Below are 16,679 nucleotides of genomic sequence, written 5' to 3'. Positions count from 1 at the left end.
CCTACAGCGCGGCGTGTTCCTCGATCACGCGGAACACCTGCTCCAGCTCCAGCGACTTGTCGAAGAAGTAGTCGGCGCCCGCCTCGGCGCACTGGCGCCGGTACATCTCGAGCTGGGCATGGTTGGTGTAGACGATGCGCACGGTGCCGGTGCCGGCGCGCTGCATCGCGCGCAGCACGTTGATGCCGTTTCCCTGGCGCAGCTGCAGGTCGACGATGGCGACGTCGTACTTGCCGGCGCCGAGCAGGCGCAACGCCAGGGCTTCGGTATCGGCCCAGTCGACGTTCTCGATAAACGGGAAATCCTTCAGGTATTCGAGCAGCATGCCGCGCAGGACCGCCGAATCTTCAATCAGCAGCACGTTCAGCGCGCGGTAGGAAGTGTTCGAATCCTGCTCCGACATATTGTGTATTGCGGGTACCCTTCCGGGGCGGCCCGCGCGGGGCCGCGATTGAACTGCTATTCCACCAGGCCGTTCTTGATCGCGTAGTAGGTCAGGTCGGCGTTGGTCTTCATGCCCATTTTCTCCAGGATGCGCGAACGGTAGGTGCTGACGGTCTTGACGCTGAGAAACAGCTCGTCGGCTATCACCGACACCGACTGCCCGCGCGACAGCTTGCAGAAGATCTGGAACTCGCGCTCGGACAGCATCTGGTGCACCGGCTGCTCGGTCGGCTTGTCGAGCCCGCCGATCAGCAGGTCGGCCACGGTGGCGCTGACGTAGCGGCGGCCCTGCGCCACCGTGCGGATCGCCTTGACCAGGTCGTCGGGGGCGCTTTCCTTGGTCAGGTAGCCGGACGCGCCGGCACGGATCAGGTTGATCGCGTACTGGTCTTCCGGATACGTCGACAGGATCAGCACCGGCAGGTCGGGCTTGCGCTGGCGGATCAGCTTGAGCACATCGATGCCATTGCGGTCCGGCATCGAGATGTCCAGCACCAGCACGTCGAACTCGGCATCGCGCAGCTGCGCCATGACTTCGTCGCCACTGCCGGCCTCGCCGGTCACCTGGATATCGGGTTCTTCGGAAATGAACTGACGCAGCCCGGCACGCACAATCTCGTGGTCGTCGGCGATCAGGACGCGGATCATGTGGGGCTCCACGGGTTGAACGGACCGGCACTTTGGCCCGGTGCACGTCGGGTGCAGGCGGAACCGCTTGCGATGTTGTCATTGTAGTGCCGCGCGCGCGCTCAGGCTGTCGGTGTCAGGCTGACAATGCGCGTGGCGCCAAGGCCGGCCGCGGGCACGCCGTGGCCGCTCCAAAGCAAAGCGGGACGGATGCAATCCGTCCCGCTTTGCTGCGGCGCGTCAGGGTCGTGAACTGCCCTGGAGGTGAGCCCGGCGCGCCGGCACCGGCAGAGGCTGTGGCTAGTCCTGCAAGCGACTACCGGAGGTGCTTACTGGGCCTTGGCGCCGGCTTCCGCGCCCACCCCCACGCTGGCGTCTGCCTTCGACTTCTTGGTCGACTTGGCGGCATGCTTGCCGTGCTTGGTCTTGCTGCCGGCGTCTGCCTTGGCCGAGCCGGTGGCGTCGGCGGCGGTGCCGGCACCCTTTTCGACTGCGGCGCCCGCGGTCGACAGGCCCTTGTCGGCCGCCGTGCCCGCTGCCGACAGACCCTTGTCGGTCGCCGCGCCAGCGGTCGACAGGCCCTTTTCGGCCCCACCAGCGGCACCCGTGGCGGCGCTGCCGGCGGTGTTCAGACCGCCCTGCGCCGCGGCGGCCGGCGAGGGCGTGGTCACCGAGGCACCGACATCGGCCTTGGTGCCAACGCCGACGCCGGTGCCTTGGGCCATGGCCAGCGAGGAAGCGGCGGCGATCGACAGTGCGGACAGGGAGAGCAGCAGTTTCTTCATGGACAGACTCCTTTCAGGATGCCCCGCGGCGAAACATTCGCCGCGGTGATCACGCTGGTGATTGCGTGTATCGAGCCCTCAGTCTAGGGAGCCGGACTGCGGCGGTCTGTGAGCAGTTGAAAGGCACTGTAAGGAGTTGTGAGGCGGCCCGCACGCCACCCCGGCGGCGCCGTGCGGGCCATCCGCTGCGCTTTTCCCCCTGCATCAAAGGGCTGGCGGCGCGGCCCCGCCGCCGCCGCTGCCGCCCGGGCGTCGCACCCGGTTACAGGTTGGGCGCGAGCGCGCGCGCCAGCGCGGCGCGGTCCTCGTGGCGGCGCGCCACCATGTCGTCGAGCTGGTCCTGGCCGATCTTGCCGATGGTGAAGTAGGTCGACGCGGGATGCGCCAGGTAGAAGCCGCTGACCGAGGCCGCCGGCGTCATCGCCAGCGATTCGGTGATGCCCATGCCGATCTCGGCCGCGTTCAGGAATTCGAACATCGGCCCCTTGACGGTATGCTCTGGGCACGCCGGATAGCCGGGCGCGGGACGGATGCCGCGGTATTTCTCGGCGATCAGTTCGTCGTTGCTCAGGGCCTCGGCCGCGTCATAGCCCCACAGGTCGCGGCGCACGCGCTCGTGCAGGCATTCGGCGAAGCCCTCGGCCAGGCGGTCGGCCAGCGCCTTGAGCATGATCGCGCTGTAGTCGTCGTGGTCGGCCTCGAACTGGGCCTCCTTCTTGTCGACGCCCAGGCCCGCGGTCACGGCGAAGATGCCGACATAGTCGGCGATGCCGCTGTCCTTCGGTGCGACAAAGTCCGCGAGACAACGGTTGGGCCGGCGCACGCCTTCGACCACCGGGCGCTCGCTCTGCTGGCGCAGGTTGTGCCAGGTCAGCGCGACCTGGCTGCGGGTCTCGTCGGTGTAGATCTCGATATCGTCGTCGTTGACGGTATTGGCCGGCAGCAGCGCGATCACGCCGTTGGCACTCAGCCAGCGGCCCTGGATCAGCCGTGACAGCATCGCCTTGCCATCCGAGAACACCTTGCGCGCCGACTCGCCGACGATCTCGTCGTTGAGGATGTCGGGGAATTTGCCGGCCAGGTCCCAGGTCTGGAAGAACGGGCCCCAGTCGATGTAGTTGGCCAGCTCCGCGAGGTCGTAGTTGCGGAACACGCGGCGGCCGATGAACTTCGGCTTCGGCGGCACGTAAGTGCTCCAGTCGATCGGCGTCTTGTTGGCGCGCGCCTGCGCCAGCGTCACCATCGGCGTGGCCTTCTTGTTGGCGTGCTGGGTGCGGATGCGCTCGTAGTCGCTCTTCAGCTCGTCCAGGTACCTGGCCGCGCCTTCGTCGGACAGCAGGCTCGACGCCACGCTGACCGAGCGCGAGGCGTCCGGCACGTACACCACCGGGCCTTCGTAGTTGGGCGCGATCTTGACCGCGGTATGCACGCGCGAGGTGGTGGCGCCGCCGATCAGCAGCGGGATCTTCTTCACGCGGAAGTAGTCGTCGCGCTGCATCTCGGACGCGACGTAGGCCATTTCTTCCAGCGACGGCGTGATCAGCCCCGACAGGCCGACGATGTCCGCACCCTCGACCTTGGCCTTGGCCAGGATCTCGTTGCACGGCACCATCACGCCCATGTTGACCACTTCGAAGTTATTGCACTGGAGCACCACCGAGACGATGTTCTTGCCGATGTCGTGCACGTCGCCCTTCACGGTGGCGATCACGATCTTGCCGCGCGCGCGCACATCGCCGCCGGCCTCGGCCAGCAGGCGCTTCTCTTCCTCGATGAAGGGCAACAGGTGCGCCACGGCCTGCTTCATCACGCGCGCGCTCTTGACCACCTGCGGCAGGAACATCTTGCCGGCGCCGAACAGGTCGCCGACGATGTTCATGCCGTCCATCAGCGGGCCCTCGATCACCTCGATCGGACGGCCGCCGCGCGCGGCGACCTGCTGGCGGACTTCTTCAGTGTCTCCGACGATGAAGGTGGTGATGCCATGCACCAGCGCGTGCGCCAGGCGTTCGCCCACCGGCACCGGCTGCTCGGGCGTGCCGCGCCAGGCCAGGTTTTCTTCCTTCTTCGCGCCGCCGCCCTTGTAGCGGTCGGCGATTTCCAGCAGGCGATCGGTGGAATCCTCGCGGCGGTTCAGCACCACGTCTTCCACGCGCTCGCGCAGCTCGGGATCGAGCTGGTCATACACGCCGAGCTGCCCCGCGTTGACAATGCCCATGTCCATGCCCGCGCCGATCGCGTGGTACAGGAACACGGTGTGGATCGCCTCGCGCACCACATCGTTGCCGCGGAACGAGAACGACACGTTGGAGACGCCGCCGCTGACCTTGGCATACGGCAGGTTCTGCTTGATCCAGCGCGTGGCTTCGATGAAGTCCACCGCGTAGTTGTTGTGTTCCTCGATGCCGGTCGCGACCGCGAAGATGTTCGGGTCGAAGATGATGTCTTCCGGCGGGAAGCCGACTTCATTGACCAGGATGTCGTAGCTGCGCTGGCAGATCTCGGTCTTGCGCGCGAAGGTATCGGCCTGGCCCTTTTCGTCGAAGGCCATCACCACGCTGGCAGCGCCGTAGCGGCGGATCAGCTCGGCGTGGTGGCGGAACTGCTCCTCGCCCTCCTTCAGCGAGATCGAGTTCACCACCGGCTTGCCCTGCACGCACTGCAGGCCGGCCTCGATCACCTCCCACTTGGACGAATCCAGCATGATCGGCACGCGCGCGATGTCGGGCTCGGAGGCGATCAGGTTCAGGAAGCGCACCATCGCGGCCTTCGAGTCCAGCATGGCCTCGTCCATGTTGATGTCGATGATCTGCGCGCCGTTCTCGACCTGCTGGCGCGCCACCGCCAGCGCCTCGTCGAACTGGCCGTTGAGGATCATGCGCGCGAAGGCCTTGGAGCCGGTCACGTTGGTGCGCTCGCCGACGTTGACGAACAGCGTGTCGTCGTCGATGGTGAAGGGCTCGAGGCCGGACAGGCGCATCGGGCGCGGGGGCAGTTGGTTGTCGCTCATGTTGTCGGCTCTCGGGCTCAGGCGGCGTCGCGATACTGGCCGGGCCAGCTGCGGGGTTTCTTGTCGGCCACGCGCTGGGCGATGGCGGCGATGTGCTCGGGCGTGGTGCCGCAGCAGCCGCCCACCAGATTCACCAGCCCGGAGGCGGCAAACTCTTCGACCAGCGACGACGTGACCTCGGGCGTTTCGTCGAAGCCCGTGTCGCTCATCGGATTCGGCAAACCCGCGTTGGGGTAGCACGACACCGCGGCATCGCAGATCTTGGCCAGCTCGGCGATATACGGACGCATCAGCGTCGCGCCCAGCGCGCAGTTCAGGCCGAACGTAACCGGCCGCGCGTGGCGCAGGCTGTTCCAGAACGCTTCCACGGTCTGGCCCGACAGGATGCGGCCCGAGGCGTCGGTGACGGTGCCGGAGATCATCACCGGCACGCGCTCGCCGGTGTCCTCGAACAGCTGGTCGATGGCGAACAGCGCCGCCTTGGCGTTGAGCGTGTCGAAAATGGTTTCGACCAGGAATACGTCGGCGCCGCCTTCGAGCAGGCCCTTGCCTTGCTCGTAGTACGACTCGCGCAGCTCTTCGAAGGTGACGTTGCGCGCGCCGGGGTCGTTCACGTCGGGCGAGATGCTGGCGGTCTTGGGCGTCGGGCCGAAGGCGCCGGCGACGAAGCGCGGCTTGTCGGGCGTGCTGTACTTGTCGCAGGCGGCGCGCGCCAGCCGCGCGGCCTCGACGTTCATCTCGTACGCCAGCTCGGCCATCTTGTAGTCTTCCTGCGCCACGCGCGTGGCGCCGAAGGTATTGGTCTCGATCAGGTCGGCGCCGGCGGCCAGGTATTGCTCGTGGATCTCGCTGATGACCTGCGGGCGCGTCAGCAGCAGCAGTTCGTTGTTGCCCTTGACGTCGATCTTGTGTTCGGCGAAGCGCTCGCCGCGGTAGTCGGCCTCGGACAGCTTGTAGCGCTGGATCATGGTGCCCATGGCGCCATCCAGGACCAGGATGCGTTCTTGCAGCAGCCGGGGCAACTCGGCAGCCCGGGTGTAGGGGCGCGGTGCGGCCGCGCGGGATTCAGGGGCACTCATGGCGGGGAACTCTGGAAAGGCGGGGCCGGCGGAGCTTCGACGGTAGGCCGCGGGTGGCCGATGGCGGCCAGGGAGGTGCGATTTTATCAGGTGTATCAAGGCCTTGCGGGCGTGGTCGGTTGCCTGCCGGACGCTCCGGCGCCTACACTGAGAGACGCAGACATCACCGTCCAACGGCCCGCGCCGCGCTCCCTCCGACCATGCAACACTTGTCCCCGACCGACGCCCACGCCTTGCTGGCGCAATCGCCCGAAACGCTCTTCATCGACTGCCGCAGCGAGATGGAATACCTGTTCGTCGGCCATCCCAAGGGCGCGCACAACGTGCCCTGGAACGACGGCCCCGACTGGGAGGTCAACCCGCATTTCGTGCAGATGGTGAAAAAGCTCGCCGGGCAGGCATCGGCGCGGCCCGTGCTGCTGATCTGCCGCAGCGGCAACCGCTCGTCGGCGGCGGCGCGCGCGCTGGAGGGCGCCGGGTTTTCCAACGTCCAGTTTGTGTTGCACGGCTTCGAGGGCGACCTCGATGCGCAGCGCCACCGCAATACGCTCAACGGCTGGCGCCACGACGGGCTGCCCTGGGAGCAGTACTGAACCCGCTGCAACAAACAAAAGCCCGCCGAAGCGGGCATGGCTCTCGTCATGAAACCGGGCGGCGCGGCGGCTCGGCGCGCCGGCACGGCGTGGCTGCTCAGTGCATCACCAGCGGATGCGTCATCACGTTGTCGAACTTGCCGAGGAAGTCATCGACCTCCTCCACCGACGGCTCACTTTCGATCAGCCGCTTGACGTCGGCACGGAAGCTTTCGGCGAGCTGGCCGCCCAGGAAAATCTCGCGCTTCAGGTTCTTGTCGACGATTTCATAGCCCCCGAATTCGAGCGGCGCTTGCTCGACATCCGCACCGAACTCGACGATGCAGTAATTGTCGCTGTTGTAGATCATTTGCATGGCACACCTCCTGGGCGTCATGGATGGGCGGCTCGCCCTTGTGGTTCTTGCCTCAGTTGATGCCTTGAGGGGGGCGCCGCGGCTTTACCTCCAAACTTGGGGTGACGGGCGGTAAATCAAGTTATTGCGTGCCTGTCACCACGTTGCCACGATTTTCTGCCTTACATGAATTGGGCACCGGCCAATGCAACAAGTTTCTTGAGCCTGGAACATCAGTGTGTTGCTTGTCACGGAACGTCGCACTGGCCCCCGCATGCGGCGCTCCCCAGGAAGGCGTCCAGCGCGGCATGGAAGCGTTCCGGCTGCTCCACGTGCACCAGGTGCGCGGCTTGCGGCACCACCACGAGCCTGGATCCGGCGATCGCCGCGGCAATGCTTTGTGCCATCGCCACGGTGGCGCCCTGGTCCTGCTCGCCCGCTACTACCAGCGTAGGACAATGAATGCGGGAAAGCGCGCCCGCCAGGTCGAAAGCCATGATGGCCTCGGCCACACCCACGTATCCACGTACCTGGGTCGCCACCAGCATGTCGCGGATACGCAACACCTCCTCGGGATGTGACGCATGGAACGCCGGCGTCAGCCAGCGGCCGAGGGTGGCATCGGCCAGTCCCGCCATGCCATGGGCCTCGGCCTGGCCGATGCGGTTGTGCCACATCGGGTGCGCTTCCATCGGCGTCTGGCTGTTGGTCGCCACCAGCGTCAGCGACAGCAGCCGCTCCGGATGGCGCAGGCCCATGCTCTGCCCGATCATCCCGCCCACCGAGATGCCGCAGAAATGCGCCTGCGGGATCTGCAGTGCGTCCATCACCGCGACCACGTCGTCGGCCAGCCGCGTCATGGTGTAGGGGCCGAGCGGGGCATCGCTGGCGCCGTGCCCGCGCAGGTCGGGACGCACCACGCGGTAGCGGCCGGCCAGGTGCCGGGCCGTAACGTCCCACAGGGTATGGTCGGCCGCCAGGGCATGGGTCAGGATCACCCAGGGCCCGTCGGCGCCGTCCAGGCGCACGTGCAGGTCGGCGCCGTCGGCGTGGATGCGATGGGTTTCGGTGGGCGGCGTGGCAACGGTCATGGCTGGGACTCCTTTCGGTCAAGCCTGCGTGGATCTGCGCGAACCGGCGGCGCTACGGTCCTTCCCTGCCGCGGTACACCAGGTCGATCTGGGTGCCGTCAGGCTCGGTCTGGCGCAACCGCACCGGCATCCAGCCGAGCGACTGCGCCAGCCACACCTCGACGCGGCGCCGGTCGTTGGCGCGGCGCGGCAGCCGCACAAAGTGCTTGGCGCGCACGAGGCCCTGGCCGGTGTCGATCTCGACCTCTCCAACATACTGCACTTGCATCGGTTCCACATCCCGGGTGTCGGCCACCTGGAACGCTTCGGTCACACCGGGCGTGACGTAGCGCTGGGGATTGCCGCGCACCAGCCCCACCAGCTGCAGGAATACGCTGAAGCGGTCCTGGGCCCCCGCCGGGAACGACGCCTGCGCGCCCGAGGCAAAGGCCACGGTGCCGGCCGCGGTGTCGATGCGCAAGGCCTCGACCTTGTTGCGGCGGCGCTCCTCGTAGCGTTCCGGCAACAGTCCCTGCTCGGCCAGCGCGCCGCTGCTCTGGAAGGCAAAGCGGAACCACAGCACGCGGGTCTCGACCGCGAGCCGGTAGCGGCTGCCGTCCTGCTCCCAGCGGATCAGGCCGTCCGGGTTCTGCACGCCGTTGACGAAGCTGGCGTAATGCATGGTCGCCGACGGGGGCGGGCTGTAGCGCACGCCGTTGACGCCGCCCTGGGGCCCGCCGGACGGGGCCGCCGCCGCGGCGGCGGGCGCGGCCGCGCTGCCTTCGCCGCCGCTGCCGGCAGCCATCTCGGTAGCGCCCTGCGGGCTGGTGGCAAGCGGCGGCGCCGGCTCGGGGGCGGGGGCAGGCACTTCCTGTTCAGGCCGCGGCGCCGCGGGCCTGGGCTGCGGGCGCGGCGCACGCGCGATCGGTCGTGGCTTGGGTGGTGCTGGCGGCGCCGGCGGCGGCAGCAGCACGGCCTCCAGCGTGGGGGTGTTGCTGACGTCGACCGGGATCAGCGGCCCGGGCATGCGTACCAGGCCCACCACTGCCAGCAGGTGGACCAGCAGCACCAGCGCAATCACAACGACCCAGCGGCGCCGGCGCCAGACGCGGGATTCCGCGCCGCGGCGGGCGTCAGGTTCAGGCGGGGCCGGTTTGTCCGGCCGGGGTGGCGGCACCAAGGTAGCCGAGTTCCGATGAGAGCTGTTGGGCGATGGCGCGTACACGGCGATCCATCGTACCGCCCCATTCTGCATCGAATATGCTTTGCGCGCCCAGCACGATCAGCCCCATGGCGAGGTGGCCGTTGGCGTCGAACACCGGCATCGAGAACGCATTGATGCCCGGCAGCACGCCGCCGAGCGTGCGCGCGGCGCCGTGCGCGCGGACCTCGGCGCAGATCGCGTCATAGTCGGCGAGCGTGCGCGGCATGTCGGGCACGCCATCATGGCCGCGCGCGCCCAGTTCGCGCTCGATCAGCGGCAGGGTCTGCTTGCGCGGCAGGTAAGCGCCATAGAGCCGGCCGGTGGCGGAGTTGAGCATCGGCATCACGTCGCCCAGGCGCAGGCTCACGGTGACCGGGTGGCTCGACTCCTCCCAGTGCACCACCGTGGGACCATGGTTGCCCCACACGGCGATGCCGGCGGTCAGGTCCAGCTCGTCACGCAGCTGCGACAGGATCGGGCGCGCCTTCTTGACCGGGTCGAGCCGGTTCAGCCCGGCCAGCCCCAGTTGCAGCGCGAACGGCCCCAGGTCATAGCGCCCGCTGACGGGGTCCTGCGCCACCGCGCCCAGCCGCATGAAGCTGACCAGGTAGCGGTGGGCCTTGGCCGGGTTCATGTCGGCGGCGGCGGCCAGGTCGCGCAGCATCATCGCGCGCGGCGATGCCGCCAGCGCCTGCAGCAGCCTGAAGCCCACCTCGATGGACTGGATGCCGGAACGCAGCTTGGCGTCTTCTTCTTCGATCTCTGACATGCGGGTGGCAGGGGTGCTTGCTGGCTGGGTGGGGGAGGGAAAAATCCTAGGTGAATTTACTATAGCGAAATCGATTTACCAATTTTTAAGCGCTCGGTAGACTTTCCTCGCTACAGACCTGGCCGGCGCCGCGCATGCCGCCGCCAAGCCGGGCCCCGTTTTACCATGGAGACAAACGATGCGCCCCGCTGGCTACTTCCGCCCTGTTCTTGCCGCCCTGACCGCCGCTCCCCTGCTTGCCTTGCTGTGCACCGCCAGCGCCCCGGCGCGCGCCGACGACTGGCCGTCGCAGCCGATCCGCTGGGTGGTGCCCTATCCCGCCGGCGGCGGCACCGATGTGGTGGCGCGCACCGTGGCTCAGGCGATCGCGCCGGCGCTGGGCAAGCAGGTGGTGATCGACAACCGGCCGGGCGCCGCTACCATCGTGGGCGCCGATGCGGTGGCGCATGCCAAGCCCGACGGCTACACCGTGCTGACCGCCGATACCGCCACGCTGGCCGCCAATCCGTCGCTGTACAAGAAGCTGCCGTACAACGCCGACAAGGACTTCGTCTATGTCGGCCAGCTGGCGCGCTTCCCGCTGGTGCTGGTGGCCAACCCGAATTTCCCCGCGCGCACGCTCAAGGAAGCGATCGACTATGCGCAGAAGCATCCGGGCAAGGTCAACTTCGCCTCGCCGGGCGCGGGCAGCCCGCACCATTTGGCGATGGAGCTGTTCATGGACCAGACCCGGGTCAGGATGACGCACGTGCCCTACAAGGGCGCCGCGCCCGCGGTGCAGGACCTGCTCGCGGGGCAGGTCGACCTGATGTTCCTGGACCTGGCCTCGGGCCAGCAGAACGTGCAGGCCGGCAAGCTGCGCGCGCTGGGGGTGGCCACGCCCAAACGCCTCACCGTGCTGCCGGGTGTGCCGACGGTCGCCGAAGGCGGCGTGGCCGGCTTCGAGGCCTACGCCTGGCAAGGCATGGTGGCGCCGGCCGGTACGCCCAGGGCCGTGGTCACGCGCCTGAACGCCGAGCTGGTCAAGGCGCTGAAGACACCCGAGGTGCAGAAGAAGCTGGAAGGCGTGGGCGTCGAAGCGGTGTCGAGCACGCCCGAGGAATTCGCCAGCTACGCGCGGGCCGAGGCTGAGCGCTGGGGCAAGCTGATCAAGGCCAAGGGGATCACGGTCGACTGAGCGGTCGGCTGCGCGGCGTCCGCGCCGCGTTAGACTAGCGCCCATTGCGCCTGCCCGGCAGGCGCGCCTGCTCCCTACCGTATCCCATGAAACTCGCAACCCTGAAGGACGGTTCGCGCGACGGCCAGCTGGTGGTCGTGTCGCGCGACCTGAAGACTGCGCACTTCGCCACCGACATCGCCGGCAGGCTCCAGACCGTGCTCGACGACTGGCAGTTCTACGCACCGCAGCTGCAGGATTTGTACGACGCGCTCAACGGCGGCCGCGCGCGCCATCCGTTCCCGTTCGCGCCGAAGGACTGCATGGCGCCGCTGCCGCGCGCCTACCAGTGGGCCGACGGCTCGGCCTACGTCAACCATGTCGAGCTGGTGCGCAAGGCGCGCGGCGCCGAGATGCCGCCCGAGTTCTGGACCGACCCGCTGATGTACCAGGGCGGCTCCGACGATTTCCTCGGCCCGCACGACGACATCGTCTGCGCCAGCGAGGCCTTCGGCATCGACTTCGAGGCCGAGGTGGCAGTGGTCACCGGCGATGTGAAGATGGGCGCCACCCCGGAGCAGGCCGGCGAGGCCATCCGGCTGGTGATGCTGGCCAACGACGTCTCGCTGCGCAACCTGATCCCGGCCGAACTGGGCAAGGGCTTCGGCTTCTTCCAGAGCAAGCCGGCGACGGCGTTCTCGCCGGTGGCGGTGACCCCCGACGAGCTGGGCGAGGCCTGGCGCGAGCGCAAGGTCCACCTGCCGATGACCGTGCACTGGAACAGCAAGAAGGTGGGCCAGCCCGACTGCGGCACCGACATGGTGTTCGATTTCGGCCAGCTGATCGCCCACATCTGCAAGACCCGCAACGTGCGCGCCGGCAGCATCGTCGGCTCGGGCACGATCTCCAACGTCGACCGCGGCAAGGGCTACTGCTGCATCGCCGAGAAGCGCATGCTCGAGACCATCGACGCAGGCAAGCCGGTGACCGAGTTCATGAAGTTCGGCGACGCGGTCAAGATCGAGATGTTCGACGCGCACGGCCATTCGGTGTTCGGCGCGATCGACCAGCTGGTTGCCGCCGCCTGAGGCACGCCGGGGCGGGGACGCAGCCGCGCGCCGGATTTGCATATAATTAACCGACCGATCGGTTGGTAAATTTACTTGCAGTCATCCCGCGTCCGGCGCCCGCGCTGGCGTCCACCTCAAAGGCCCCCATGACCACGCCCTCCGCTGATACCTCCACCCTGTCGCCGCGCTACGAGCGCTACCGCGCGCTGACCCTGCGCCGCCACGGCCCGATCCTCGAAATCGTCATGGGCGCGGCCCAGTCGGCCAACCGGAAGCTGGCCACCGCCGACGCCAGCATGCACCGCGAGCTGGCCGAAATCTGGCGCGATGTGTCCGCCGACCCCGAGGTGCGGGTCGCGCTGATCCGCGGCGAGGGCAAGGGCTTTTCCGCCGGCGGCGACCTGGCGCTGGTCGAGGACATGGCCAACGACTTCGACACCCGCACCCGCGTCTGGCACGAGGCGCGCGACCTGGTCTACAACGTCATCAACTGCGACAAGCCGGTGGTCTCGGCGATGCACGGCCCGGCGGTCGGCGCCGGGCTGGTGGCGGGCCTGCTCGCCGATATCTCGATCGCGGCGAAGACGGCGCGCATCGTCGACGGCCATACCCGCCTGGGCGTGGCCGCGGGCGACCATGCCGCGATCGTGTGGCCGCTGCTGTGCGGAATGGCCAAGGCCAAGTACTATCTGATGCTGTGCGAGTCGGTCAGCGGCGAAGAGGCCGAGCGGATCGGCCTGGTCTCGCTGGCGGTGGATGAGGACGAACTGGTGGCGCGCGCGTTCGAGGTGGCCAACCGGCTGGCGGCGGGATCGCAGAGCGCGATCCGCTGGACCAAGTACGCCCTCAACAACTGGCTGCGCATGGCCGGCCCCGCTTTCGATACCTCGCTGGCGCTCGAATTCATGGGCTTTGCCGGCCCTGACGTGCACGAAGGCATGGCGAGCCTGCGCGAAAAGCGGCCGCCTCGATTCAGGTAACGACGACGCAGCCGCGCTCCGGAGGTCCGGGCACCGGGCTGCGCCGCACACGGAGCCCAACCATGTTCGGACAGATTCCCGATTTCACCAACGGCTTCGACTTCATGCGCCGGCTCTGGGGCGGCGGCGCCGGCATGTCCGCCGGCCTGATTCCCGGCCTGCAGGCGATGACGCCGCCGATGGACCTGGAAGACCTCGACAAGCGCATCGCCGACCTGAAGGCGGTGGAAAGCTGGCTGCAGCTCAATACCAACCTGCTGCGCACCACCATCCAGGGGCTGGAAGTGCAGCGCGCCACGCTGGTGGCGCTGCAGACCTTCGGCAACGCGCTGTCGCCCGAGGCCATGCAATCGGCGATGGAAACCGTCGCGCGTGCGGCCAACGCGCCCAGCGCCGAGGCGCCGCAACGCACCGGCGCTGATACGGGCGCCGGTGCCGGCGCTGACGCCGGCACCGGCGCCCAGGCCGAGCCGCCCGCCGCCGAGCAGGCGGCCGCCAGCGACGCCGAGACGGCCCCGGCGCCCAACGCCGCGCTGTGGTGGGACATGCTGCAACAGCAGTTCAACCAGATCGCCAGCAGCGCCGCGGCGGCCAGCATGGTGCCGTTCGGCATGGGCGGCTTTGGCGCTGCCGGCGCCACCACGCCAGCCGGCACCACGCAAGCCAGCGCCGAAAAACCGGAGAGCGCGGCAGCCGCGACACCGTCGGCCGGACCCGCCAGGCCTGCCGCGAAGAAGGCACCGGCGAAGAAGGCGCCGGCGAAAAAAGCGGCTGCCAGCAAGTCGGCCAAGGCCGGGCCGGCCCAGGCTGCCGGCAAGGGCCGCACCGGGGGCAATGGCGGCAATGGCGGCAATGGCAGCGGCAACGGCAACAGCAACGGCGCCGGCGGCGGCGGCGGCGGCGTCACCAACTGACTGATCCCGCCGCTGCCTGACGCCCCCTTTCCCCACCACCGATGCACCGCGATTCGCTGCCGCTGCCTCCTGCGGCGTCCCCGTCCGGGCCCAATCCCGCCGCCACCGCCCTGATCCTGACGGGCGGCGGCGCACGCGCCGCCTACCAGGCCGGGGTGCTCAACGGCGTGGCGCGCATCGCCGCGCGCCACGGCAAGGCCCAGGCCGCGCTGCCGTTCGGCATCCTCGCCGGCACGTCGGCCGGGGCCATCAACGCGGCGGGGCTGGCTATCCATGCCGGCGACTTCGAGGCCGCGACGCAGAGCCTGGGCGCGCTCTGGCACGGCATCCATGCCGACGAGGTGTACCGCACCGATGTGCTGCGCGTGGGCGTGTCGGGGGCCCGCTGGCTGTCGGCGCTGGCGCTGGGCTGGGCCACGCAGCGGCGCGCGCCGCGCGCGCTGTTCGACAACACGCCGCTGGGCAGCATGCTGGGCGAGCTGTTCGAGCCCGCGCGGGTGCAGGCCAGCCTCGACAGCAGCGCGCTGCAGGCGTTCGCGGTCACGGCGCTGTCGTACAGCACCGGGCGCCATGTGACCTTCTATCAGTCGCACCACCGCATCCAACCGTGGCACCGCAGCCAGCGCATCGCGGTGCCGGCGCAGATCACGGTGGACCACCTGCTGGCATCGTCATCGATCCCGTTCCTGTTTCCGGCCATGCCGCTGGAGCTGGACGGCCACCACGAGTGGTTCGGCGACGGCACCATGCGCCAGATGTCGCCGCTGTCGCCGGCGATCCACCTGGGGGCGTCGCGCATCCTGGTGATCGGCGCGGCCTCGCGCCAGCGCTCGGGCTGGTTCGACACCATGCCGGGGGGCGGCTATCCGTCGCTGGCGCAGGTGGGCGGCCAGGCGCTGGCCAGCATCTTCCTGGACGGCCTGAACGCCGACCTGGAGCGCCTGCTGCACATCAACCGGCTGCTGGCGCGCATGCCCGAAGTCGCCGGCGACCGCGAGGGCTGGCGCCCGGTGCAGGTGATGACGGTGGCGCCGAGCGAGCCGATCGAGGCCATCGCCGCCGAGCACCAGGAGCAATTGCCGCGCACCGTGCGCGCGCTGCTGGCGCCGCTGGGCGGCACCGAGGCGCGCGGCGCCGCGTTCGCCAGCTACCTGCTGTTCGAGCCGGCCTTCACGCAGGCGCTGATCGCGCTGGGCGAGCGCGACGCCGCGGCCCAGGCCGACGAGCTGGCCGCCTTCCTCTACGGCATCGTCCCCGGCACGGCCCCCGCGGCGCCCCCCGCGGCGCCCCCTGCGGGCGACCACGCGGCCGAGCAGGCGGTATCACCCTGAGTTGCCGCCGTCACATCATGCCGCCGCTGGCGCTTTGGCGCGACGCCGCGGCGCTGATCGCCCGGAAAATGCAGAAAGCGCCGGAAACCCCGATCAAAGCGTTGCATTTGCCCCGATCCGACCTAAAAGAAGGAGAAGATAATAATTCGCATCTGGTAGAATCTGCCCGTAATTTCAAAGGCTTACCATGCTCTACCCCGAACTGTTCAAATCGTTGGAAGCCGTCCGCTGGCACATGGACAAGGACATCCCCTGGGACACCTTCGACGCCAGCATGCTGACGGACGACCAGGCCAAGACCATTCGCATGAATGCGATCACGGAATGGTCCGCCCTGCCCGCGACCGAGATGTTCCTGCGCGACAACCGCCACGACTCTGACTTTTCGGCGTTCATGAGCATCTGGTTCTTCGAGGAACAGAAGCATTCGCTGGTGCTGATGGAGTACCTGCGCCGCTTCCGCCCGGACCTGGTGCCGACCGAGGAAGAACTGCACGCGGTTCGCTTCGAGTTCGACCCGGCGCCGCCGCTGGAAACGCTGATGCTGCATTTCTGCGGCGAGATCCGCCTGAACCACTGGTACCGCCGTGCCGCCGAATGGCACACCGAACCGGTGATCAAGCATATCTACCGCACCCTGTCGCAGGACGAAGCCCGCCACGGCGGCGCCTACCTGCGCTACATGAAGAAGTACCTGGCGCAGTTCGGCGACAGCGCGCGCGCGGCCTTCGCCAAGATCGGCGTGCTGATGGCGTCGGCGCGCCGCACCGAGAAGCCGCTGCACCCGACCAATCTGCACGTCAACAAGGCGCTGTTCCCCAACGACACGGTGCAGTCGCGCCTGCCCGATCCCGACTGGCTCGAGAAATGGCTGGACGAGCAGATCCGCTTCGACGAAGGCTGGGAGAAGAAGGTCATCGAACGGATCCTGCACAACATGTCGCTGCTGTTCGAACGCACCTTCGAAACCGTGCAGGACCTGAACCGCTACCGCAAGGAGCTGAACGCCAGCCTGCAAGGCGCCGGCGCGGCCGGCCCGGCGCAGGCCTGAGCCACCGGCCCCGGACAAAAAAATGCCCCGCCGAAGCGGGGCATTTTTTTATCTTCTTTTTTCCTTCACGCATTCCCGACAAATGCGGCCCGTGGCGGCGCGCCGGATCGGGTCCGGCCCTGGCGGGCAGGGTGCTACGCCGTTTTCCTGTTCCCGGAAATACGGTGCCGCGGATGATAAGCGCGCCAGCGGCCGCGCAGGTAGTAGCCGGCTACTACATCGCTACCGTGCCGTTGCCAGTGCCGCCACGGCGCCAGCCAGG

General features: G+C 68.3%; 16 protein-coding genes. 7 read left to right on the top strand and 9 right to left on the bottom strand.

Going from position 1 to position 16,679, the window contains the following annotated elements; genetic code table 11:
• Position 1: 1 nt before the first annotated feature.
• From CBM2586_RS00585 to CBM2586_RS00565, 5 genes are all read right to left on the bottom strand, one after another.
• Entirely contained in the window at positions 2 to 403 is a 402-nt protein-coding gene (locus tag CBM2586_RS00585) for a response regulator (protein ID WP_115663334.1), read from the bottom strand.
• Positions 404 to 459: 56 nt separating this feature from the next.
• Positions 460 to 1,092, bottom strand: a complete 633-nt coding sequence (locus CBM2586_RS00580) for a response regulator (RefSeq protein ID WP_018006648.1) — start codon at positions 1,090 to 1,092, stop codon at positions 460 to 462.
• A 308-nt stretch (positions 1,093 to 1,400) separates the two neighbouring features.
• Complete coding sequence (locus tag CBM2586_RS00575) at positions 1,401 to 1,856, bottom strand: hypothetical protein (protein WP_115663335.1); 456 nt, start codon at positions 1,854 to 1,856, stop codon at positions 1,401 to 1,403.
• A 262-nt stretch (positions 1,857 to 2,118) separates the two neighbouring features.
• Entirely contained in the window at positions 2,119 to 4,866 is a 2,748-nt protein-coding gene (gene metH / locus CBM2586_RS00570) for a methionine synthase (RefSeq protein WP_115686605.1), read from the bottom strand.
• Between the two features lie 17 nt (positions 4,867 to 4,883).
• Positions 4,884 to 5,945 (bottom strand): homocysteine S-methyltransferase family protein, encoded by a 1,062-nt coding sequence (locus tag CBM2586_RS00565; RefSeq protein ID WP_115686604.1) that lies wholly within the window; start codon positions 5,943 to 5,945, stop codon positions 4,884 to 4,886.
• A gap of 200 nt (positions 5,946 to 6,145) precedes the next feature.
• On the opposite strand from CBM2586_RS00565, the gene CBM2586_RS00560 reads away from it, so the two are divergent.
• Positions 6,146 to 6,538, top strand: a complete 393-nt coding sequence (locus tag CBM2586_RS00560; RefSeq protein ID WP_115663338.1) for a rhodanese-like domain-containing protein — start codon at positions 6,146 to 6,148, stop codon at positions 6,536 to 6,538.
• A 97-nt stretch (positions 6,539 to 6,635) separates the two neighbouring features.
• Here CBM2586_RS00560 and CBM2586_RS00555 read toward each other — a convergent pair whose 3' ends face one another.
• The 4 genes from CBM2586_RS00555 to CBM2586_RS00540 all read right to left on the bottom strand — a co-directional run bounded on the left by CBM2586_RS00555 (position 6,636) and on the right by CBM2586_RS00540 (position 9,915).
• Positions 6,636 to 6,893 carry a BTH_I0359 family protein gene (locus tag CBM2586_RS00555; protein WP_012351433.1) on the bottom strand — a complete coding sequence of 86 codons (258 nt, stop codon included), beginning with the start codon at positions 6,891 to 6,893 and terminating at the stop codon, positions 6,636 to 6,638.
• 227 nt (positions 6,894 to 7,120) lie between these two features.
• A complete protein-coding gene (locus CBM2586_RS00550) occupies positions 7,121 to 7,963 on the bottom strand; it encodes an alpha/beta fold hydrolase (protein WP_115686603.1) in 843 nt (280 codons plus the stop codon).
• 52 nt (positions 7,964 to 8,015) lie between these two features.
• Positions 8,016 to 9,023: a DUF3108 domain-containing protein gene (locus CBM2586_RS00545; RefSeq protein ID WP_240991461.1), complete on the bottom strand. Its 1,008-nt coding sequence runs from the start codon at positions 9,021 to 9,023 to the stop codon at positions 8,016 to 8,018.
• A gap of 58 nt (positions 9,024 to 9,081) precedes the next feature.
• Entirely contained in the window at positions 9,082 to 9,915 is an 834-nt protein-coding gene (locus CBM2586_RS00540; protein ID WP_062796236.1) for an IclR family transcriptional regulator, read from the bottom strand.
• Positions 9,916 to 10,093: 178 nt separating this feature from the next.
• Between CBM2586_RS00540 and CBM2586_RS00535 the strand changes: the two genes are divergently transcribed.
• From CBM2586_RS00535 to CBM2586_RS00510, 6 genes are all read left to right on the top strand, one after another.
• Positions 10,094 to 11,092, top strand: a complete 999-nt coding sequence (locus CBM2586_RS00535) for a Bug family tripartite tricarboxylate transporter substrate binding protein (protein ID WP_115686602.1) — start codon at positions 10,094 to 10,096, stop codon at positions 11,090 to 11,092.
• 86 nt (positions 11,093 to 11,178) lie between these two features.
• Positions 11,179 to 12,159, top strand: a complete 981-nt coding sequence (locus CBM2586_RS00530) for a fumarylacetoacetate hydrolase family protein (RefSeq protein ID WP_115663341.1) — start codon at positions 11,179 to 11,181, stop codon at positions 12,157 to 12,159.
• Positions 12,160 to 12,287: 128 nt separating this feature from the next.
• Positions 12,288 to 13,121, top strand: coding sequence for an enoyl-CoA hydratase/isomerase family protein (locus CBM2586_RS00525; protein WP_115686601.1), 834 nt, complete (start codon positions 12,288 to 12,290; stop codon positions 13,119 to 13,121).
• Positions 13,122 to 13,183: 62 nt separating this feature from the next.
• The gene (locus CBM2586_RS00520) at positions 13,184 to 14,035 is read left to right on the top strand and encodes a PhaM family polyhydroxyalkanoate granule multifunctional regulatory protein (protein WP_115686600.1); all 852 of its coding nucleotides are present in this window, start codon (positions 13,184 to 13,186) and stop codon (positions 14,033 to 14,035) included.
• 41 nt (positions 14,036 to 14,076) lie between these two features.
• Positions 14,077 to 15,366, top strand: coding sequence for a patatin-like phospholipase family protein (locus tag CBM2586_RS00515; RefSeq protein ID WP_115686599.1), 1,290 nt, complete (start codon positions 14,077 to 14,079; stop codon positions 15,364 to 15,366).
• Between the two features lie 187 nt (positions 15,367 to 15,553).
• A complete protein-coding gene (locus tag CBM2586_RS00510; RefSeq protein WP_115663345.1) occupies positions 15,554 to 16,417 on the top strand; it encodes a ferritin-like domain-containing protein in 864 nt (287 codons plus the stop codon).
• Positions 16,418 to 16,679: the final 262 nt, after the last annotated feature.

It is taken from the genome of Cupriavidus taiwanensis (assembly GCF_900250115.1).
Lineage (GTDB): Bacteria > Pseudomonadota > Gammaproteobacteria > Burkholderiales > Burkholderiaceae > Cupriavidus > Cupriavidus taiwanensis_B.
Note: the sequence above shows the minus strand (reverse complement) of the source record. Positions and strands in the feature narration are given on the sequence as shown.

Bases quoted from the DNA above. Each gene is read 5' to 3' on its own strand.
- CBM2586_RS00550 (WP_115686603.1), bottom strand. From the start codon at position 7,963: ATGACCGTTGCCACGCCGCCCACCGAAACCCATCGCATCCACGCCGAC.
- CBM2586_RS00525 (WP_115686601.1), top strand. From the start codon at position 12,288: ATGACCACGCCCTCCGCTGATACCTCCACCCTGTCGCCGCGCTACGAG.
- CBM2586_RS00520 (WP_115686600.1), top strand. From the start codon at position 13,184: ATGTTCGGACAGATTCCCGATTTCACCAACGGCTTCGACTTCATGCGC.
- CBM2586_RS00510 (WP_115663345.1), top strand. From the start codon at position 15,554: ATGCTCTACCCCGAACTGTTCAAATCGTTGGAAGCCGTCCGCTGGCAC.
- CBM2586_RS00585 (WP_115663334.1), bottom strand. From the start codon at position 403: ATGTCGGAGCAGGATTCGAACACTTCCTACCGCGCGCTGAACGTGCTG.
- metH (WP_115686605.1), bottom strand. From the start codon at position 4,866: ATGAGCGACAACCAACTGCCCCCGCGCCCGATGCGCCTGTCCGGCCTC.
- CBM2586_RS00535 (WP_115686602.1), top strand. From the start codon at position 10,094: ATGCGCCCCGCTGGCTACTTCCGCCCTGTTCTTGCCGCCCTGACCGCC.
- CBM2586_RS00580 (WP_018006648.1), bottom strand. From the start codon at position 1,092: ATGATCCGCGTCCTGATCGCCGACGACCACGAGATTGTGCGTGCCGGG.
- CBM2586_RS00565 (WP_115686604.1), bottom strand. From the start codon at position 5,945: ATGAGTGCCCCTGAATCCCGCGCGGCCGCACCGCGCCCCTACACCCGG.
- CBM2586_RS00515 (WP_115686599.1), top strand. From the start codon at position 14,077: ATGCACCGCGATTCGCTGCCGCTGCCTCCTGCGGCGTCCCCGTCCGGG.
- CBM2586_RS00555 (WP_012351433.1), bottom strand. From the start codon at position 6,893: ATGCAAATGATCTACAACAGCGACAATTACTGCATCGTCGAGTTCGGT.
- CBM2586_RS00560 (WP_115663338.1), top strand. From the start codon at position 6,146: ATGCAACACTTGTCCCCGACCGACGCCCACGCCTTGCTGGCGCAATCG.
- CBM2586_RS00540 (WP_062796236.1), bottom strand. From the start codon at position 9,915: ATGTCAGAGATCGAAGAAGAAGACGCCAAGCTGCGTTCCGGCATCCAG.
- CBM2586_RS00575 (WP_115663335.1), bottom strand. From the start codon at position 1,856: ATGAAGAAACTGCTGCTCTCCCTGTCCGCACTGTCGATCGCCGCCGCT.
- CBM2586_RS00530 (WP_115663341.1), top strand. From the start codon at position 11,179: ATGAAACTCGCAACCCTGAAGGACGGTTCGCGCGACGGCCAGCTGGTG.